Genomic DNA, 20,567 nt, shown 5'->3' on the forward strand with positions numbered 1-20,567 from the left:
ATTCGTCGACCGCGTCGGCAAGGGAGATCTGACGAAACAGGCGGAAGTCACCAGCGCCGACGAGGTGGGCAAGCTCGGCGAAGGAATCAACGAAATGGTCGTCGGACTGAAGAGTATGGGCGGCGAAATTTTGGCCGTGACCGAAAAAATGAACGCCGCTTCCGCGGAGATTCTGGCTTCCACGCAGCAACAGGCCACCGGCACCAAAGAACAGGCCGCCACCATTCAGCAAATTACCGCCACCATGAACGAGGTGCGGCAATCGGGCGTGCAAATTTCAGAACGCGCCAAGGAAGTTGCCACCGCCGCTGAATCCAGCGCCACCAGCACCGTGGCCGGGCTGAATACGGTGCAAGAGGCCAATCGCACCATGGAGGCCATTCGCCAGCAAGTGGAAGATGTAGCGGAAAATATTGTCGCCCTCAGCGAGAAGACTCAGGCCGTCAGCGAAATTATTGCCACCGTCAACGATATCGCCGAACGTTCCAACCTGTTGGCGCTGAATGCCGCCATCGAGGCTGCGGCGGCGGGTGAACAAGGGAGTCGATTTTCCGTCGTGGCCACCGAAATTAAGAATCTGGCGGACCAGGCCAAGGAATCCACCATTCAGGTCCGGACCATCTTGGGCGACATTCAAAAACGCATCAATCGTTCGGTCATGCTCACCGAAGATGCCGTCAAGCGCACCGAAGCCGGCAAGCAGCAAACCGACGTCAGCGAGCAAACCATCCGTGCCATGTCCGACATGACGCAAGAAAGCGTCCGCGCTTTCCAGCAAATTATCAGCGCCACCGGGCAGCAGCAAATTGGTTTTGAACAAGTCACCCAAGGAATGCAGGACATCGGACAGGCTGCATCGCAAACCGCGGTCGGCACCGTGCAGCTGGAAAAGGCGGTTGCCAGCCTCAATTCGCAAAGCCATCAATTGCGCGAAGCCGTGGGGAGATACAAGCTCTAATGGACATTAACCAAAAGCTGTTCGCGGCGTTCCAAGTGGAGCACGTCGAGCATCTGGAGGCCATCCGCTCGTGCCTGGCTCGCTGGGGTCACGAGGATGCCACTGCCGAAGTCGACGAGGCTTTCCGCCACGCCCACAGTCTCAAGGGGGCGGCCCGGGTGACGGGCTTTTCCTCGGTCGAAACGCTGGCTCATCAATTGGAGGGCTTGTTTTCGCTGTTGCGCGCCAAGGAATTGCCCGCCGATGCCGAAGTGATTACGGCGGTCCAAAGCGCACTGGATGCGATCGAAGACTCGGCGGCTTGCCTGCTGCAAGGGAGTCCTGCTCCCGACTCCAACCAGGTCAGCGAAAGTTTGGCTGGCTTCTTGCAGTCTACGTCAAAAGCAAGCGACGGCCTGGTGGCGGCATCGCCGATCAAAGACAGTCCAGCGCGCGAAACCTTCCAGCGTCGCTCGCCGCCGGCTGCGAATTCAGAAAAACTCTCAATGAATGCGGCATCCGACTTGGCAGAGCAGGGCACGGTATCCAAGCCGCTCCCACGGACCGCAACGCAGGCCATCGACACGGTGCGCTTAAGCACTGAACACCTCGACCGTCTGCTGCAATCAACCGGTCAGCTATTAACCGAAAACTTGCAGCAGGAGGCGCTATCGCAACAATTAAGCGCCCTTCACCAGCAGTTGATTGCGCTCCAACGAGAGTGGGAATCGCTCAAACGGACGACGGCTGGCCCGCTGCGCCGGATGAACAACACCCCGGAAATGGCTGGTTTGGCCAAGTACATCGATCTGGTCGAGCACGAATTCACCGGCCTTGCTCGGCACGTCCGCTCGGCGCGGTTGCTCCAGCACCGCTCCTCGTGTTCGGTGCGACTGCTGGCCGAGCAGTTACAGGACGATGTGCGCCGCGCACGGATGGTCCCCGTGGAGAGCGAGTTCCAGGGTTTCCGCAAAATGATGCGCGATTTGGCCCGCGATGAGGGCAAACAAATCGACTTTTCCGTCGTCGGTTTCGAGGCGCTGGCCGACCGCATGGTGCTTCAAACCCTGAAAGACCCGCTGATGCACGTATTGCGAAATGCCATCACGCACGGCATCGAGCTGCCTGCGGAGCGAACCGAGCGCGGCAAATCCGCCGCCGGCCAGGTCACCCTCACGATTCAAACCATCGGCAGCCGACTGACGATCGAAGTTGAAGACGACGGGCGGGGAGTGGACCTGGCCGAGGTATCACACATTGCGGTCCAACGAGGAATTCTTTCACAGTCGGAAGCGACCTCTCAATCGCCTGTCGAATTGACGCGACTGCTGCTTCTGCCCGGCTTTACCACTTCTCGTATGGTCACCGAATTGTCGGGTCGCGGCATGGGCCTATCGGCCGTGTACGAGGCGGTGACACGCTTGCAAGGCGAAGTAGAGGTGCGGCCGCGCGGCGGCGGAGGCACTTCAATTCTGCTGACGGTGCCGTTGTCGATTTCCACCCACCGGCTGCTGTTGGTTTCGTGCCATGGGCAGACCATCGCCATTCCTTTTTACGGCATCGAGGCGTTGCACCGGATCAAACTGTCCGCTGTGGAGACTGTCGAAGGAATTCCAATGGTTTCACTCGCTGGTCAACTGGCGCCCCTGGCTGGCCTGGCGCAACTGTTGGACAACAGCTTGCCCAGCGAAGCCCCAGCAGGCGACGCCTTGTCGGTGGTTCTTATGTGCTCCGCTTCCAGGCGTGTCGCCGTGGTGGTCGACGCCCTGGTGGCCGAACGCAACGCACTGATTAAAAACCTCGGCCCGCCGGCCAACACGCACAGTGCTTTGCTCGGGGGCATCCTGCTGGAAGACGGCTCCGTTTCGCCGGTGGTCAACACCGCGGATCTTGTCGAACGATTCAAGCCGTCGAAAAAGACGGGCGTTGCCGCAACCATCAAGCCCGCAGACGCCAAACGCTCGCCTACCATCTTAGTGGTCGACGATTCCTTCACCACACGCACGTTGGAAACCAGCATCCTGGAAACCAACGGATATCAGGTTCGTGTCGCCGTCGACGGCGTGCAAGCCCTGGAACTGTTGCGATCCGAAAAAGTCGATTTGGTGATCACCGATATTGAAATGCCGCGAATGGACGGATTCGCCCTGTTGGAGCAAATGAAGGCCGATACCCGCATGGCGTCATTGCCGGTCATCCTGGTGACTTCCCGCGATCAATCCGTCGATAAACAGCGCGGCCTGGAACTGGGCGCCGATGCCTACATCGTGAAACGCAAATTCGACCATCAAGATTTGTTGAGCACCATCGAGCAAGTCTTATAAAGATGCTCCGTGGATTTTCCTATGACTGAACAGCAGCCCATCCAAGTCATGATCGTAGAAGACTCGCGCGTGGTTCGCGAAATGCTGGAGCACGTCATCAATTTAGATCCGCGACTCCGCGTCGCTGCCTCGTGCAGTAGTGCCGAGCAAGCGCTCCAATTGCTCAGTGCGACGGCGCCGGACGTCATTTCGATGGATATCCATTTACCCGGCATGAATGGGCTGGAAGCCACGCGCCGCATCATGGAAATACGACCCACGCCAATTGTGGTTGTCTCGCGCAGCGTTCGGTCCCGCGACCAAACCGCCTCGATCGAAGCTCTGCAGGCCGGGGCGTTAGCCGTTTTGGAAAAACCCGTGAGTGTTGCGCACGCCGATTACCAAGCGATGTCGCACAGGCTATGCACGCAATTGGCCGACATGAGCAAAGTCAAAGTAGTCCGCCAACGTTTCAATCGTAGCCATCATTCGAGAATTGACGATGCCCGAATGCCGCCCCGGGACCCCCTCACGTGTGCTTCAAGCATGCCGTCCAAGGCCGCTGGTGAATTTGCCGTGGTAGGCGTGGTCGCGTCTACAGGCGGTCCCCACGCGCTGGAAGTAATCTTCTCGCAGTTGAAGGCCGATTTTCGCTTGCCGATCGTGGTCGTCCAACACATCACCCCCAGTTTTCACGAGGGCTTTGTCGACTGGCTTAATCACGTCTCACCGCTGCAGGTGTACCAAGCCGTGGAGGGACTGCCGATCGAGCCACGCCACGTTTATGTTGCGCCCAAAGACCGCCATCTGCTGGTCAAGCCGACGGGCTTTTCCATCGGAGGAAGCGCGCCAGACAACGGCCATTGCCCGTCCGGCACGGTGTTGTTTCGCTCGCTGGCGGAAAGGTTTGGTTCGCGCGCCATCGGGGTGTTGCTGACCGGAATGGGACGAGACGGAGCGGACGGCCTACTGGCGATGAAACGTGCCGGAGCTTTTACCATTGCCGAGCATGAGTCGAGCGCCATCGTGAACGGCATGCCCGGCACGGCACGAGAATTGGGCGCCGAGTGTGTCTCGCTCCCGCTGTCGGCCATCGCCGGCGCGCTCCGACAACTGTCTTGCAATTCCAGAAAGAACAAGCCATGCGCAACCGCTATCGAATCATGATTGTCGAAGACTCGCCGACCCAAGCGTTGCAACTCCAAGCCGAGTTGGAACGGCAAGGCTGGCTCGCGCAGTGCGCCGGCAATGCCGACGAGGCCATGGCCGAAATTCATCGGCAGCCGCCTGATTTGCTGGTGGTCGATTATATGCTGCCCGGAATGCGCGGCGACGAGCTGTGCCGCCAGGTGCGGATGAACATCAGCATGCGCCACATCCCCATCGTCATGCTCACCTCCGATGAAGAGGAAGGCATGGAAGTCCGCGGCCTCGACAGCGGAGCCGACGATTTTTTGCTGAAATCGACCGATACCGAATACTTTGTCCTCCGCGTGCGCGCTCTGCTGGAACGAACCGCCAAAACGTCCTCGCTGTTGCGACCTATCGATTCACACTTCAAGCGGGCGCGCATCCTGGCCGTCGACGACAGCCCCACCTATCTGATGCACCTGACCGCGCTGTTGGAGGAAGAAGGGTATTTGATCGCGCACGCCAATAATGGCCCTGACGCCCTAAAACGCGTGGACGAAGATGTTTTCGATTGCGTGCTGGTCGATCTGGTGATGCCGGAAATGGATGGCATCGAAGTCTGCCGCAGAATTACCTCCATGCGGGAACGTCTCGATTCTCCCATTGCGGTGCTCATGTTGACCGGCCACGAAGATAAGGACGATTTGACGCGCGCCCTGGAAGCCGGCGCCGACGATTTTGTGGGCAAGTCGAGCGATGTCGCCGTTCTGAAGGGCCGCATCCGCGCGTTGCTACGACGAAAGTTTTATCAGCAGGAAAATCAACGCATCTTAGAGGAACTGAACAAAAAGGAATTGGAAGCCGCCCACGCACGTGCGGAAAAGGAAGCCGCCGAGGCGCGCATTGCCCAGGAACGGCAGCGGCATGCCGAAGAGGTCGCCGAGCAATTGCAAAAGACCAAAGCAGAGCTCGAACGGTTCAACGAGGAGCTAAAACAATCGAACAGCGAACTTCGACAATTCGCACACGTGGCCTCGCACGATTTGCAGGAGCCCCTGCGGTCGATCATTAGTTTCTGCAATCTGCTCCAGAAAAAAAGCGCCGATCAGTTAGATGCGGAAGCCAGCGACTACATGGAACGAATCGTCAAAGGCGCCCTGCGAATGAAAGCCCTCGTGCAAGACCTGCTGGCCTATTCTCGCGCCAGCCAAGAGCACCAGAACCCTTATGAACCGGTGGATGTTCAGCTGGCTTTGGCCGATGCCCTCGCCAATTTGCAAGGCTCCTTGAATGATACTCAGGCGGCGATTCATTGCGAACCGCTGCCCGTTGTTTGGGCCGACCGCAGCCAAATGGTGCAGTTGCTGCAAAATGTCATCGGGAATGCCTTGAAATATCGGGCTGCCGCCACGCCGGAAATCAGGATTGGCGCCGAACAACACGAAACAACCTGCGAGTTCTACGTCAGCGATAACGGAATTGGAATCGCTCCGGAATACCACGAACGTATTTTCGAAATTTTCAAACGCTTGCACAACCGCACCGAATACCCCGGCACGGGCATCGGGCTTTCCGTTTGCAAGCGAATTGTGGAACGCCACGGGGGACGAATCTGGGTCGAGTCTGCATGGGGTAAGGGAAGCACTTTCCGCTTTACCATCCCCCTTCATCATCACCAGGAGAACGAGAATGTGTCCACTGCCTGCCTTGCCGCCAGCTAATCTGCTGCTGGTCGAGGATAACGACGACGATGTGTATATTGCCAAGCATGCCATTCACGAAGGCCGCGACGCCGATGCATTCACCTTGCATGTGGCGCGCGACGGCGTGGAAGGTCTTCAGTTCCTGAGGCGCGAAGCGCCGTTCCAAAACGCGCCCCGGCCAGATTTGATTCTGCTCGACCTGAACATGCCCCGCATGGACGGTCGCGAAATGCTGGGCGTGGTCAAGAACGATCCCGATTTGAAACGCATCCCCATCATCATTCTGACCACTTCCGATTGGGAAGTTGATATTATCAAAGCCTACGACGCGCATGCCAACTCTTATATGACGAAGCCAGTCGATTTGAAAAAATTTGACGAACAAATCAACCTCTTTCTTGGTTACTGGTTTGGTCTCATCGTGCTTCCGACCGCAAATTGCACCGACGCCGTTGGAACGATACCGCATTTCTGAAGCGTCAGCCAATTGCCCCTAGCTTCGAGCCAGACCCGCTTTACTTTCCAGCTAGCGTCCGCACAGACTTCGAAGGCGGTACAGCTAATCTGCGCGCGGCTTTTGAGAAAGAGCCGTTGCTAGCGTGCGGTGTTGGCAAGTCAAAGGAAGTCTCGATGATCTTCCACAGGACTCGCCTCGCTCGCCGGCCATCACACTCGCAGTTAGGAATTTGCTCCCACAGACCGAAATCGAATTTGCAGTAGCGAAGGCTGCTACGACCTCGCGCGCTAGGATCTGCTGTCCCCGCCTGGTGGAGCTACGTTCCCGGCTGCAAATGCATTTGCAGGAATTTGAGAAAAATTTCCCAATCACTGGGAATTGTGCCGTGGCCGCCGGCGTGCATGAAGTAGCCCAGGGTGTGCAAAATCGGTTCGCCGGTGGCGGGCATTTGGTCGGTGTCGAGCCCTTGCTTGCCGAGCAGCTTATAAACCGGCCCGGCTGCGACCGCGGCCAAGAATTCTCCCTTGGGGTCCGACCAGCGATCGGTATCGCCTGTTTGCAAAAGGACGGGACGGGGCGCAATCAGCGTGAGCAACATGTGGCTATCGATGGGGAATTGATCGATCTTGTCGCCCCACTTGGAATAATTGCCGCAGAACTGGTAAGGGTAGCGAGTGGGCGCCACCAAATGCGCAATCGTTTCGCCATAATTGCGGTGGCTTAAGGCCGCGCCTCCTTCGCCGGAACAACTGGCAATGACCAAAGCGAAGCGCGTGTCGTGGGCGGCAGTCCATAACACGGTTTTGCCCAGCCGGGAAACGCCCATCAGGGCCACGCGTTTGGCGTCGACGCCGGAATCGGTTTCCAAATAATCCAAGCAGCGGCTTAATCCCCAGGCCCAGGCGCCGATGGCGCCCCATTCGTCCGGGGCGGGCTCGGTTTGCCCCGGCTTCAGATACAGGCCCCGCACTCCGGACGCGACGGCGCCCAAGGCGTCGGGATCGATATCGCAATAATTCACCGTGGCGACGCCAAAGCCTTTTTCCACGAGCGGCGCCACGTTCAGACTTCCGAAGCGGCGGCCATTGGTCGCGGGCACGCGCTGCTTTTGCTGGCGATCCCAAGTTTCGCCGACCTTCACGCCCGGGTCGTTCACCATCAGGTTGTTCGCCGTGAAGCCGGCGTTCAGCAGCACCGGCGCCGGCTGCTTGGCATCGGCCGGCAAATACAGGAGCAATTCGATTTTCGGGCCGGATTTATCTTTGGCGAAATAGATGGTCACTTGCCGGCGCAGCGCTTTGCCATCGAAGGCCGGAGTGCCGGCATCGAACACGTCGAATTGCATATCGGCGGGGCGATCCGGACTGCTGCCGAATTGATTGTCTTCGAACAGCTTGACGATTTCCCCGCGGCGCTGCTCGTTCCATGTTTTCGCGTCGACCACCATTTGCCCGTTGGCAAGTTTCAGCGGATCAGGAAGCGTGTAGTCGCCGACCTTCGCCTCGGTATAGTTAACCGCAATGCCGGCCACGTTTCCGTCTGGCGCGTCGGCAACTTGACCAACGAGCGGGCGGTGGAAAAGCGCGGCAAAAATAAAAACGGCGAGCGAAATACGAATGGCAAGTTTCACGGGGCGTTTCCTTCGTGTGCAGATGGTTTTCAGCACCACATTTTGTGAACTCCCTCTCGAATCACCATATCATCATGCCACGAAACTCGTTCATTCGCCAATTATTTTTATCAGGACCCGCTTGGACCGCCGGCCGTCAAATTCGCCGTAAAAAATCTGCTCCCAGGGACCGAAATCGAGCTTGCCTTTGGTAACGGCCACCACCGCTTCGCGCCCCATAATCTGCCGCTTGTGATGGGCATCGGCATTGTCTTCCCCCGTCCGATTGTGAGCATAGCGGCTGGGCGATGGATCAAATGGCGCCAATTGCTCCAGCCATTTTTTGTAATCCTCGTGCAGGCCCGGCTCGTCATCGTTAATGAAGACCGAAGCCGTAATGTGCATGGCGTTGCAAAGCAACAGTCCTTCCTGAATGCCGCTTTTGCGAACCAGCTCCTCGACCTGCGGCGTGATGTTCACAAACCCCATCCGGGCGGGAATGTTCAACGTCAGATATTCAGTCAGAGATTTCATGGCGCCGCACCTATTGTACACGACCTGGGCGAGATTCCACTCCGTTCCCGGATGCTATGGTCGCTGGGCAAGTCGTTTGACGCCAATCAGTTCGTGTTTTACGAGTGAACTCTTACGTCTTGAAGATCAACGCCGACAAACCGCAGACAGACACTATCGCCGGGCCGAATCGCTTGTTACAATCAGCGAGTTCGAGGGTGAGGAGGAGTGCTATGAACTTTGCACTCTTATGCCTACTTACCGGCATACCAAAATCATTGCCACCGTCGGCCCATCGACGGAATCTCACGAACGTCTCACCCAGCTCATCACCGGCGGCGTGGATGTCATCCGCCTGAACATGGCACACGGCTCGTGCGACTGGGTGCTGTCGCTGGTCAAACGTGTGCGCGAAGTATCTAAGGAAGTTTTGCGGCACGTGGCCGTGATGATGGATGTGAAAGGTCCGGAAATCCGCACCGGCGCCCTGGCGGAGCCCATCGACCTCCAATACGGCGACAGTTTTGAATTTTACACCCACCAGCCGTCCAACGGTTCGCGCGGCGTCGACGTCAATTATCCGGGCTTGCCGACTGACGTACACGTGGGCGCAACCATGCTGGTCGACAGCGGGCTGATTCGCCTGGAAGTGCTCGATAAAGACGAAACGCATGTGCGTTGCAAAGTGCTCACACCCGGCAGATTGGGATCGCGGCGGCACATCAATTTGCCAGGCGTCGAAGTGAATTTGCCCTCGCTCACGGAGAAAGACGAGCGCGATATTCGCGCCGGCGTGGAAGCGGGAATCGACTTTGTGGCACTCTCTTTCGCACGCCGCAGCGAAGACGTGATGGTTCTGCGGGCACTGCTGGATCACTTGGGCTCCAAAGCCCGAATTATCGCCAAAATTGAAGATCAGGGCGGCCTGCGAAACTTGGAAGGAATTATCAAAGCTGCCGATGCCATCATGGTGGCGCGGGGCGATTTGGGAATTGAAATCGATTACCAAACTCTGCCCCTGGTGCAAACACGAATCGTCGAAGCCTGTTTGACCGAAGGCAAACCCGTCATCATCGCCACGCATTTGTTGGAATCGATGATTTCCGCGCCCATGCCCACGCGGGCGGAAATTTCCGACATTTCCACCGCCGTCCGCGAACGGGCCGATGCCGTTATGCTTTCGGGCGAAACCACCACGGGCAAATACCCGTTGGAATGCATCGAAGTGATGAAGAACATCGTAAAGACCATCGAGCCCACCGAAAAGCGCGGCATTAACGAGGTGATCAAGCTCACCGAGCCGAAGGCCAAAATGCTACGCTCGGCGGCCGTTTTGGCTCAGCAAATGGGCAATTCCGGCATTGTCGTTTTTACGCGCAGCGGATTTCTGGCTTACACCCTGGCGGCGCTGCGCGCGGTGGGAGTGCCCATTTATGCCTTTACCGACGACGAAGCCTTGTTCCGCCAACTGTTGCTCCCCTGGGGGGTAGAGCCGTTTCTCATGCCGTTCAATGTCGATCCGGAGCAAACCATTCTCGACGCCCTGGCGTACCTCAAACGGCGCGGATGGTGTGGCGAAGGAACTTGGCTGGTCGTCATCACCAATGCCCTGGCCCATGAGAAAGTAATCGACACCATTCAATTGCGGAAAGTTGAATAAAGCTTTCTGACCGTGGCGGAAACCCATTCACGGGCGCAAACTCATGTTGCTGCCGATGACGGGCCAATTCAATTCGCACCTGGCGTGACATCGACCGAAACGGTCATATAATGAGCGCCGCCGCCTAAAAAGACTCCTCGAATTGGCGACACATCTGCATAATCGCGGCCCCAAGCCAACGTAATGTAATCGGCATCGGCTAATTGACGATTCGTCGGGTCAAAGTCGACCCAACCCCAGTCCGGAAAGTATACCGAAACCCAGGCATGCGTGGCGTCGGCCCCCACCAGCTTGGGCTTGCCCGGTGGGGGCTTTGTCACCAAATATCCGCTGACATATCGGGCCGACAATCCCAGCGACCGCAAGCAGGCAATTTGCAAGTGTGCAAAATCCTGACACACGCCGCGCCGCCGCTGCAGAATTTCCGCGGGGGGCGTGCTAATGCTCGTGGCCGCCGGATCATACCGGAAGTCGGCATAAATCCGCATCGTGAGTTCCAGCACCGCGTCGAACAGCGAGCGCTGCCGCGCGAACGATTGGGCCCCATATTTTCGCACTTCATCGCCGTTGCTCGCGGAATTGAAGCGGCACAAAAACACCCCCGGATCGTGCTGGGCGCGAAGTTCGGGGCTTTCCAGTCGCTCCACCGCATCTTCCCACGAAAGGAGCTGCGGATCGGGCGGATTCGGGCTGCCCAAAACCTCCACCTGGCTTTTCGCCACCACGCTCAGTTCTCGGTGCGCTTGTTCGATGCTGAAATACGTGGCCGTGTTGCCGAAGGCGTCTGCCCACGCTCGCACCATTGCCGGCCCCGGATGGATATCGAGCTTGCAGCTTGTGCACTTTTGCCGCGCCGACTCGCGCGGCGTCAAATGGGCCTGGTTATGGCACAGCGTGGCCGTATCGGTGTACATGTAGCGCGTGATATGAATTACGTTGTATTTCATCTGCCGTGTTTCATTTGCTGTGCGTGCCGTCCATTCGCAGCGTGTCGAATCGACCGGCCGCCACCAGGCGTAACTGACGAGCCGGGCCGGTGTGGGTTAGGTAATGATGCGTAATTTCGTCCGACAGGCTGCGCAATTGATCTTCCAATTGTTCCAGCAGCGCTTCCAGCCGGTCGCGCTGGCCAAATTGATCGGCCGTGCACAGTGCCTCCACGTCGGTCAATCGGACCGTGGCTTGGGCAGTCATCATCGTTTGCTGTTCGGCGCTGTGGACCGGATCACCCACCATGACGGGCAACACTGCCACGTGCTCCGACAGCGAGTTCAGTTGATAACCCACCGCCCGCGGATTCGAATCGTCGATCAGCAGCAAATCCAACACGGGTGCTAGTTGCAGCGTGGACCGATAGCGGTAGCGATACGTCATGGAGCTGTCGCATATTTCCAAAATGGCTTCAAACAGCGGTGTGGTTTCGGCGGTAGCGCTGACCAGCGTGCGGCGGAAAAGACGCAGTGTCTGCAATGCGCGCTCAATCCGGCGGCCCATGTCCAGGAACCGCCAGCCTAACCCCCGCGTCATGCTTTCGGTTCCCAGGCCGGACAGCGCCGCCAATAAATTAAGCACTTGGTTGAGCAGCAACACCAAATCACCCAGCCGGCTTGGTTGCGGTTCCCAGGGAAACAGCGCGGTCAAATTCATTTGATTGACAATCCGCCAGCCGTCCACAGACAAACGGTCTCGCACTTGAGAGGCCTTGCTGTGCAGCGCTTCCAGGGTGTACGCCAAAGCGCCGGGCCGTTGGGCATCGAACAGCCACCGAATCACCTCCTGCCGCAGCGAGCTAACCACTTCCGTATTCCTTTCCGGGCCGAACGAAGGCAGTGCCGCCGCACCGGGAACGTCCGTAAGCGCGGCGACCAAATCGAACAACTCGGCCAAACCCGTCGGTTCCAGGTCGCTGGTCAGCCGTACGATGCAACTGCGCAAATGCCGCACCATCGCTTCGGCACGTTCCGCATGCCGACCGAGCCAAAATAAATTGTCGGCGGTGCGGCTGGGCACATCGGCGGGACTGCGCCGCAACTCGATCAATTTCGACGGTTGCTTCAGCAGCGTCACCGGTTCCACCGGCGCGTCGGACAATACCCATACGTCTTTGCTGCTTTGCCCGGCGGCCATCGATTCGCCGATGGTTTGCGGGCTTTCGAACAATCGCGCCAATCCGCCGGGCATGATTTGGTACCCGTCTTTCGCAGCCACCGCAAACGTGCGCAGCTCCACGCGCCACGGTTGAACGGCGTGCCCATTCCAAACGGGCGTGGTCGATCGTTCGACGGGCATTTGTGCGATGAAATGTTCCGGCCGCCGGCGCATTTGCTCGATAAGTTGACGCTGCTGATCGTCCGTCAATTCACCCCCCGCAATCGGCGGCGCTGTCCGGCGCTTAAAGGCATGTCGCACAATCAGTTGGCTTAAATTCGATTCCACATAATTCATCGACTCGGCGTCGCCGCACCACCACGTCGGCAACGACGGGCATTGCAAGTCTTGTTGTAATAGCAAGCGGCAAGCCGCCGGCAAAAACGCCGCCAGCACGGGAGCTTCCAAAAAGCCGGAGCCCACCGCGTTGGCAATCACCACCTCGCCGTCACGCAGCGCTTGCACTAAACCGGCCGTGCCAAAGGGCGAATTGCCTTCCAGTTCCAACGGATCGCAGTCCCGGTCGGGAATGCGCCGCAAAATGACGTCCACCGGCAGCAATCCGCCCAGCGTTTTCAAATACACACAGTTTCCGCGGACCGTCAAATCACCCCCTTCGACCTGCGTGTAACCCAGATAACGGGCCATGTACCCGTCTTCAAAAAAAGTGGGGCTGCTGATGCCCGGCGAAAGCAGCACCACGCGCGGATTTTCGCGCTGCTTGGGCGCCAGCGAAAACAGCCGCTCCTGCAGCGCAATGAAGAACGGCGCCAACCGTTCGATGTGCAACGTCTCAAAGTCGTTCCGTAAGGTGCGCGACACCGCAATCCGGTTTTCAAGCGTGTAGCCCGTGCCCGAAGGGCCTTGTGTCCGGTCGTTCAACACCATCCATTGCCCATCCGGTTGGCGGGCCAAATGGGCGGCGTACAAGCACAAATAGGCGTCGTCAGGCAGCCGAATGCCGTGGCAGGGGAGCAAATAACCGGGATGATCGAAAACCACCGCCGGCGGCAATACCCCTTCGCTCACCAGCCGTTGTGGCCCATACACGTCGGCCAAAATCAGATTCAATAATGTGGCCCGTTGAATCAGCGCCTCGGCGAGCGTTTCCCAGGCTCGTTTTTCAAATAGCATCGGCAGCGGATCCAACTCCCACGGCCGATCTGGCCCCTGCGGTGCGCCCACCACGTTGTACGTCACGCCGCTTTCGCGCAGCAAACGCTTAACCTGCTCCGATCGCTGTGCCAGCCCCCCCGCCCCGGCCCGATTAACCCCGCCGATAAATTGCTCCCAGGGCGTTCGCAGCGACCCCGTGGGAGTGACCATTTCGTCAAACACACCGGCCGGTGGACGGTAATCCGCCAGCAACCCGTCGCGGGGCAATGGATTGGAAAACGCAGCTGCCTCGCCCATGATTAAATCAACTCAGGATCACTGCTCAAGAATCCCCGCGTAACCGCCGACAGCATAACGAGGTTAAGTCGCAACGACAATCGCAACTCATTCATTCATTGTCGCCAACTCAATGGGCCGCCGCAAATCGAGGGTCATGGGATAATCGCGATTGTGTTCGGTTGCCGGCATGCGGAGTTTTCCACCCGTGTGTCCCATGCCAAAAAATCGCGCGCCCCGGCGGCTTTCCGCCTCGTAGGCGTTGACCGGAAACCGATCAAAACTCCGTCCGCCGGGATGAGAAACGTGCAACGTGCAACCGCCCACCGATCGGCTGTTCCACAAATCCATCAAATCAAACACCAAGGGAGCATGCACGCCAATGGTCGGATGCAAACAATTGGGCGGCTGCCACGCGCGATAGCGAATGCCGGCCACAAATTCTCCCGGCGTGCCCGTCGGATGCAGCGGAACGCGACGCCCATTGCAGGCCAGCACATGTCGCGGGTCGGTCATGCCGCGCACTTTCACTTGCAGTCTTTCCACGGACGAATCAACGTATCGAGCGGTCGCTCCGCCCGCTGGCTCTTCGCCCAATACGTTCCACGGCTCGATGGCCTGCCGCAACTCAATTTCCACATTCCGCTGCGTGACTTGCCCTAAAATCGGATAGCGGAATTCAAAGTGCGAGGCAAACCAATCTTGCTCAAACGGATAGCCCGCCGTGCGAAGCTCTTCCAACACTTCTTGGAAATCTTGCGCCACAAAGTGCGGCAGCATGAACCGATCGTGCAATGCCGTGCTCCAATGCACCAGCGGCGCTCGATAGGCTTCCGTCCAAAACCGCGACACTAACGCTCGCATCAACAATTGTTGCGTCAGGCTCATGCGGGCGTGCGGCGGCATTTCAAAGGCACGAAACTCCACCAAGCCCAGCCGGCCATGTGCCGTATCGGGCGAAAACAACTTGTCGATGCAAAATTCTGCTCGATGGGTGTTGCCGGTAACGTCCACCAGTAAGTTCCGCAGCACGCGATCCACCATCCACGGAAACTGCGACCCGTTCAGCGGCAATTGGGTGAACGCGGTTTCCAATTCGTAAACCGCCTCGTGCCGGGCTTCATCGACCCGCGGCGCTTGGCTCGTGGGTCCGACGAACAACCCGGAAAATAAATACGACAACGACGGGCGATTGTTCCAATATGCGATTAAGCTGCGCAGCAAGTCCGGGCGGCGCAAAAACGGGCTTTCTTGCGGCGTGCCCCCGCCCAGCACCAAATGGTTTCCGCCGCCGGTGCCGGTGTGCCGTCCGTCGAGCATGAATTTTTCCGTGCCCAAGCGACTCTGATGCGCTTCGTCGTACAGCGTGGTTGTGTTGCGGACTAAGTCGTCCCACTTGCGGACCGGCTGTAAATTGACTTCGATCACGCCCGGGTCCGGCGTCACTTTGAAGTGTTGTAAACGATAATCGTGCGGAGGCGTGTAGCCTTCGATGCGTACTGGCAGGGCAAGTTCTTCGGCCGTGGCTTCAATGGCCTGCACTAAACGCAAATAATCTTCCGCTCTGCCGACCGGCGGCATGAAGACATGCAAGGTTCCTTGCCGCGCTTCCACGCACACGGCGGTCCGTACAAGAGATTTCGGCAACCGCGAAGTAGCCGACTGTGAATCCGTGGCCAGGGCTGTGGCCGGCGCAAATTCGCCTGTGACTTCCGACAAACCCGTCCCCGCCAAACCCTCGACGAATTCACCATAGCCTGCTTCACCCAGCGCGGCGTCCCCCAGCCCGCTGACGCCGGCAACCTGGTGAATATATTGCCGGCGCGCAGTCGCTTGGCTCGGCCGATGCAACCAGGGATATCCGTTCCCGAATCCGTTGGCGGAAAATTGCGGCAGCGGTCCTCGATCGGCAAACGGATCGCGCTCATAAATCTGCCGGTCTTCGCCCGGAACTGTCCACGGCAACGAATCCAACGGCAAGCGGTACCCCATCGCCGAATCGCCCGGTATCAAGTACATCCGTTCCGGCCGAAAAAACCACGGGCCGCTTGCCCACTCGGTTTTGTCCGGACCGCTGGTGTGTACCCGCAGCGGCAGAGCGTAGCCAACGGTTTTCTGCAAACCGTCCTCAAAAACTTTGGCCAATCGGGCGCGGTCCTCGGCATTTTCCAATTTGGAATCGAACGGATCGACGTTCGCCGGCAAGCGCCGTTCTTTCCACAGGTAGTACCAGGCGTCTTCGTAAGCGGCAATGGCGTGCTCCGCGCCGACTTCCAGCCGTTCGGCCAGCGACGTCACAAACCGCTGGGCATGATTTTCGTCGAAGCCGTAATGTACTTCATCCTTGGCGATGAATTCCGGCTTTCGCCAAACGGGCTCGCCGTCGCAGCGCCAATAACAACCCAGTGCCCAGCGCGGCAGCGATTCGCCCGGATACCATTTTCCCTGTCCGTAATGCATCAGCGGTCCGGTGGCGAAGCGGTCGGCCAGGCGGCAAAACAATTTCCCAGCTAATTCTCGCTTGTGCGGACCCAGCGCGGTGGTGTTCCATTCCGCGCCATCCATGTCGTCGACGGAAACAAACGTGGGCTCACCCCCCATGGTCAGCCGCACGTTGTTCGCATCCAACAGCCGGTCGACTTCATGTCCCAGCGATTCAATGCGCGTCCATTGCTCGTCGGTGTACGGTTTCGTGACGCGCGGGTCTTCATGAATGCGCCGCACCGACATCTCGAACTTAAAGTCCACTTCGCACGGATCGACGCTGCCGCTAATGGGCGCCGCCGAAAACGGCTCCGGCGTGGCCGCCAACGGCAAATGTCCTTCGCCGGCCAGCAAACCCGATGTCGGGTCCATGCCCACCCAACCCGCGCCGGGCAAGTACACTTCAGCCCAGGCGTGCAAATCCGTGAAGTCGTGTTCCGCCCCGGCAGGCCCTTCCAGCGGTTTTACATCGGGCTTGAGCTGAATCAAATAGCCGGAAACAAATCGCGCGGCCAAGCCCAGGTGTCGCAATGTTTGCACCAGCAGCCAGGCGGAATCGCGACAGGAACCGGTTCCCATTTCCAACGTCTGCTCTGGTGTCTGCACGCCTGGCTCCAGGCGGATAACGTACTTCACCGAGCGATGCACATAACTATTTACGTCGACCAAAAAGTCTACGGTCCGCGTAGATGCTTGCGGTGTTACTGCGGGGTTGTGCGGCGCTGCCGCCAGAAAACTTTGGAAACGCGGGCCAACAGGCGCCGTCATCAAAAACGGCGCTAACTGGGCTCGCAGCCAGTCATCGTAGGAAAACGGGTAGTGAATCGCGTCGTGTTCCAAAAAGAAATCGAAGGGATTGATCACCGTCATCTCGGCGATCAAATCAACTTCCAAGCTCAGTTCGCTGGCTGGTTCCGGAAAGACAAAGCGAGCCAGAAAATTGCCGTAAGGGTCCTGTTGCCAATTCAAGAATTGCGTTTCCGGCCGCACGCGCAGCGAGTAGCTAACAATGGGCGTACGACAATGCGGCGCGGGCCGAAGTCGGACCACATGCGGAGAGATCGCAACTGGACGGTCGTAGCGGTAGCTCGTGCGGTGGTTGAGCGCCACACGGATCGACATGAAAACGGAGCCCTCTGAGGATGCGCGATTCCGTCCGCTTTGACCTTCGCTGGAAACAGCCCTCAGAAAGATAGTTCGAAAAACGGCACTTGCCTACTTGCGCAGCACCGCCCAGCTTAATCTATGGGCCGAAACCAGCAAAATCGAATGAAAACCGAAGACTAAAATCATAGCATCGCAAACGCTATGCCGTAAGGCGCTTCAGCCTGCTCTGGCGAGGTGGTGGCGGAATCGCCTACTTCGCGGCTCCGACCACGACAACGCCAAACTGCGATGGGTTGTCCCCCTCCGCCGGTATCGTGGCGGGAATGAAAAACTGGCTCGTCTGCGGATCGTTGGCAATCGTGCGACCGGTTTTCAATGTGGGTAACGTTTGCACGGCGCTGAACTGGCCCGGCGAACTTTCACATACCGCGGTAACCGTGCCATCCGCGCCGTTCGAACTCAATGCGATGCCCAGTTTGGGATCGAACGCGCAGCCATCCACTCCTTTGCCGATCGGCGCTGTGGCCAACAGCTTGCCGCTGTCGGAATCAAGCACGGCCATTTTCTGATTTCGACCCACTGAAAACAGCCGATGATGTGCCACATCGATCCCCAATCCGCTGGGCCCGCTCACCGGTTCTAAAGGCCACTTATCCGTGACCTTCAGCGCCTTGCTATCGATGACGATCACTTGGCTGTGATCTTCGTCATTGACAAACACGTGGCCCGCGCCGTCCGCCCGGCCAAATTCCAGTTTGCCGCCGCAGGTAATTGTCACCGGCGGGGTGTCCAAATTCGCCGGATCAATCACTAAGGCATCGCCACCGGCGCAAAACACAAATACTTTTTGCGAAGCGGGGTCGTACACGCTGGCATCTGGGTTCCGGCTGCCCGCGCCCGGTGTGTTAATTTTGCGAAGCACTTTGAACGTATCGAGATCGAACACCGCCACGGCGTTCTCGCGGCCGCTTGTTACAAAGCCCAAGTTTTTGTCCTTGACGATGGCCGCGGAATGACATCCCTGCAGACCGGTCACATCGCCAATCACCGTGCCCTGATTCGTATCGATCACCTGCAAGTGAGTGCCCCGAGTCACATACAATCGGTTTGCCGCTGCATCGACCGTTAGGTCGTCCCATCGGCCCTCGCCCCCGATTTTTAAAGTGTTCACAACTTTCAATTCAGGTTTCGATTCTGCATCCTGCGACCCAGCACGCGAAAGCCTAACCCAGTCGCTGCTCGCCACAATTGCCAGAACGGCTAAAATAACACCGCAAGACAGGCGAACCATGGTTCGATCTCCTCGAAAGGGTAGGGCGGGTTGCCACGCGGCGTTGAGTGTATCACAGCGAAACTTCCAACACCATCATTTAATATGCCTAATCCGCTTGAACGGCCAAACTCTCAACGCCCCGTCATGGTGTTTGACGGCCAGTGTGGGTTTTGCCGGGCCAGTGTGAACCGTTGGCGCGAAGCGATTGGGCAACAAGTCAACTTTGCTCCGTATCAGGAAATCGGCGCCCAGTTTCCGCAAATCAGCGAAAAACAATTTGGCCGCGCTGTACACTTTGTCGAAGTCGATGGCCGCGCTTCTCGCGGGGCGGAAGCGGTTCTCAGGGCCATGGCATTCTGCGGGCGAAAGCGCTGGCTGTTGTGGATGTACACCCGACTGCCTCCTTTCGCTTTTCTGGCCGAGCTGGCGTATCGTTTCGTGGCCGCCAATCGCCAGCCGCTGAGTATGGTCCGGCGAATTTGGTGGGGCAAAGATTTAAAGCAGCCCACGTATCACATCGCTAGCGCGCTGTTTTTGCGGTTATTGGGCGCGATCTATCTGATCGCCTTCGTATCATTGTGGGTGCAAATCGACGGACTGATCGGCGACCACGGAATTCTGCCGCTGGCAGATCATCTCGACAGGCTCAAGCAAATTTTTGCGCAACAAACGCCGCCCCTCTCGCCCGTTTGGAATTTCCCCACGCTGGCGTGGCTCAACCCGCACGACGGTTTTCTGCACGTGCTATGCGCCGGCGGAACGGTGTTGTCGCTGATGCTGATCGCTGGTCTGCTCCCTCTGCCCGTGTTGGTTTTGCTCTGGCTGGATTATCTTTCGCTCTTTCACGCGGGCCAGGTATTTTTGGGTTTTCAATGGGATATTTTGCTGCTGGAAACCGGTTTCGCGGCGATTTTTTTAGCGCCCTTCGTGGTGCGCTCCAAGTTTCTCGCCGACCGGCACCCACCGCGACTGGCGATCTGGCTCCTCTGGTGGCTGCTGTTCCGGCTGATGCTGGAATCGGGCGCGGTGAAACTGACGTGGAACGCGGGCGTGCTCGGGCCAGACGGATTGCCGCTACCGAACACATGGCATTCGCTGACGGCATTAAATTTCCACTACTGGACGCAGCCGTTGCCGATGTGGACCAGTTGGTATGCGGCGAAACTGCCGGAGTGGTTTCAAAAGCTGTCGGTCGTGTTTGTGCTGGTTGTCGAGCTGGGAACGCCGTGGCTATTTTTTGGGCCGCGGCTGCTGCGATTTATCGCCCTCAGCGCCATCACGCTGCTGATGCTGTTGATTGCCGCCACAGGAAATTACAACTTCTTCAATCTGCTGACCATCGCTCTGGCCCTGACGCTCTTGGACGACAAACTGTGGCCCCAGTTTTTGCAGCGGCGGATTCGCGGGACCGATTGGCCGGTGCTGGCTTCGCCCACGCGCTGGCGGAGCGTTGTGCTGTTTCCCTTCGCCGCTTTGGCGCTGCTGATTGGGCTGGGCCAGGTGAAGGAGGCCGTGGCGCCTAATGCGGAAGCCGGGCTTTCACTGGCCGAAGAACTGGACATTACGCAGTTCTATTTCGTAAATTCCTATGGGCTGTTTCGGCAGATGACCGAAACACGCCCCGAAATACTCATCGAAGGCAGCGCTGACGGGGCCACCTGGAAGCCGTACCCATTTCGTTGGAAACCGGGCGATTTGTCGCAGCCGCCGCGCTGCAACACGCCCCATCAACCCCGCTTGGATTGGCAAATGTGGTTCGCGGCCTTGGGCGCCCCCGAGGACAGCCGTTGGTTCAAACTCTTTTTGGTGAGATTGCTCCAAGGGGATAGGGGGGTGGCGGCCTTGCTCAA

Annotated in this window: 13 protein-coding genes; 7 read left to right on the forward strand and 6 right to left on the reverse strand. The window is 58.3% G+C overall.

Annotated elements, in window-relative coordinates; translation table 11 throughout:
- The 5 genes from VMJ32_01380 to VMJ32_01400 form a co-directional block, all read left to right on the forward strand.
- On the forward strand, positions 1-958 hold a 958-nt coding region (locus VMJ32_01380), incomplete at its 5' end, for a methyl-accepting chemotaxis protein (protein HTQ37645.1).
- Positions 958-3,261, forward strand: a complete 2,304-nt coding sequence (locus VMJ32_01385) for a response regulator (GenBank protein ID HTQ37646.1) — start codon at positions 958-960, stop codon at positions 3,259-3,261. The genes VMJ32_01380 and VMJ32_01385, both read left to right, overlap by 1 nt.
- A gap of 21 nt (positions 3,262-3,282) precedes the next feature.
- Complete coding sequence (gene cheB / locus VMJ32_01390; protein ID HTQ37647.1) at positions 3,283-4,407, forward strand: chemotaxis-specific protein-glutamate methyltransferase CheB; 1,125 nt, start codon at positions 3,283-3,285, stop codon at positions 4,405-4,407.
- Complete coding sequence (locus VMJ32_01395) at positions 4,383-6,092, forward strand: response regulator (protein HTQ37648.1); 1,710 nt, start codon at positions 4,383-4,385, stop codon at positions 6,090-6,092. Before cheB ends, VMJ32_01395 begins: the two co-directional genes overlap by 25 nt.
- On the forward strand, positions 6,061-6,549 hold the full coding sequence (locus VMJ32_01400; GenBank protein HTQ37649.1) for a response regulator: 489 nt from the start codon (positions 6,061-6,063) through the stop codon (positions 6,547-6,549). Before VMJ32_01395 ends, VMJ32_01400 begins: the two co-directional genes overlap by 32 nt.
- A gap of 298 nt (positions 6,550-6,847) precedes the next feature.
- On the opposite strand, the gene VMJ32_01405 is transcribed toward VMJ32_01400, so the two are convergent.
- Together VMJ32_01405 and VMJ32_01410 are read right to left on the reverse strand one after the other, a co-directional pair.
- Positions 6,848-8,161 carry an acetylxylan esterase gene (locus VMJ32_01405; GenBank protein ID HTQ37650.1) on the reverse strand — a complete coding sequence of 438 codons (1,314 nt, stop codon included), beginning with the start codon at positions 8,159-8,161 and terminating at the stop codon, positions 6,848-6,850.
- 90 nt (positions 8,162-8,251) lie between these two features.
- Positions 8,252-8,674, reverse strand: a complete 423-nt coding sequence (locus VMJ32_01410; protein HTQ37651.1) for a secondary thiamine-phosphate synthase enzyme YjbQ — start codon at positions 8,672-8,674, stop codon at positions 8,252-8,254.
- 229 nt (positions 8,675-8,903) lie between these two features.
- On the opposite strand from VMJ32_01410, the gene pyk reads away from it, so the two are divergent.
- On the forward strand, positions 8,904-10,313 hold the full coding sequence (gene pyk / locus VMJ32_01415) for a pyruvate kinase (protein ID HTQ37652.1): 1,410 nt from the start codon (positions 8,904-8,906) through the stop codon (positions 10,311-10,313).
- 68 nt (positions 10,314-10,381) lie between these two features.
- Here pyk and VMJ32_01420 read toward each other — a convergent pair whose 3' ends face one another.
- The 4 genes from VMJ32_01420 to VMJ32_01435 all read right to left on the reverse strand — a co-directional run bounded on the left by VMJ32_01420 (position 10,382) and on the right by VMJ32_01435 (position 18,615).
- Positions 10,382-11,260 (reverse strand): transglutaminase family protein, encoded by an 879-nt coding sequence (locus tag VMJ32_01420; GenBank protein HTQ37653.1) that lies wholly within the window; start codon positions 11,258-11,260, stop codon positions 10,382-10,384.
- Positions 11,261-11,270: 10 nt separating this feature from the next.
- Complete coding sequence (locus tag VMJ32_01425; GenBank protein ID HTQ37654.1) at positions 11,271-13,874, reverse strand: circularly permuted type 2 ATP-grasp protein; 2,604 nt, start codon at positions 13,872-13,874, stop codon at positions 11,271-11,273.
- An 87-nt stretch (positions 13,875-13,961) separates the two neighbouring features.
- Positions 13,962-17,459 carry a transglutaminase family protein gene (locus VMJ32_01430; GenBank protein ID HTQ37655.1) on the reverse strand — a complete coding sequence of 1,166 codons (3,498 nt, stop codon included), beginning with the start codon at positions 17,457-17,459 and terminating at the stop codon, positions 13,962-13,964.
- Positions 17,460-17,694: 235 nt separating this feature from the next.
- Entirely contained in the window at positions 17,695-18,615 is a 921-nt protein-coding gene (locus VMJ32_01435) for a hypothetical protein (GenBank protein ID HTQ37656.1), read from the reverse strand.
- 204 nt (positions 18,616-18,819) lie between these two features.
- Here VMJ32_01435 and VMJ32_01440 point away from each other — a divergent pair.
- The coding region (locus tag VMJ32_01440) for a lipase maturation factor family protein (GenBank protein HTQ37657.1) at positions 18,820-20,567 on the forward strand (1,748 nt) is incomplete at its 3' end.

The sequence above is a fragment of the Pirellulales bacterium genome (assembly GCA_035499655.1).
In the GTDB taxonomy this organism is placed as follows: domain Bacteria; phylum Planctomycetota; class Planctomycetia; order Pirellulales; family JADZDJ01; genus DATJYL01.

What these genes read in the sequence shown, in the direction of transcription:
- VMJ32_01410 (HTQ37651.1), bottom strand. Translation starts at nt 8,674, where the DNA reads ATGAAATCTCTGACTGAATATCTGACGTTGAACATTCCCGCCCGGATG.
- VMJ32_01400 (HTQ37649.1), top strand. Translation starts at nt 6,061, where the DNA reads ATGTGTCCACTGCCTGCCTTGCCGCCAGCTAATCTGCTGCTGGTCGAG.
- VMJ32_01425 (HTQ37654.1), bottom strand. Translation starts at nt 13,874, where the DNA reads ATGGGCGAGGCAGCTGCGTTTTCCAATCCATTGCCCCGCGACGGGTTG.
- VMJ32_01385 (HTQ37646.1), top strand. Translation starts at nt 958, where the DNA reads ATGGACATTAACCAAAAGCTGTTCGCGGCGTTCCAAGTGGAGCACGTC.
- pyk (HTQ37652.1), top strand. Translation starts at nt 8,904, where the DNA reads ATGCCTACTTACCGGCATACCAAAATCATTGCCACCGTCGGCCCATCG.
- VMJ32_01395 (HTQ37648.1), top strand. Translation starts at nt 4,383, where the DNA reads ATGCGCAACCGCTATCGAATCATGATTGTCGAAGACTCGCCGACCCAA.
- VMJ32_01420 (HTQ37653.1), bottom strand. Translation starts at nt 11,260, where the DNA reads ATGAAATACAACGTAATTCATATCACGCGCTACATGTACACCGATACG.
- cheB (HTQ37647.1), top strand. Translation starts at nt 3,283, where the DNA reads ATGACTGAACAGCAGCCCATCCAAGTCATGATCGTAGAAGACTCGCGC.
- VMJ32_01430 (HTQ37655.1), bottom strand. Translation starts at nt 17,459, where the DNA reads ATGTCGATCCGTGTGGCGCTCAACCACCGCACGAGCTACCGCTACGAC.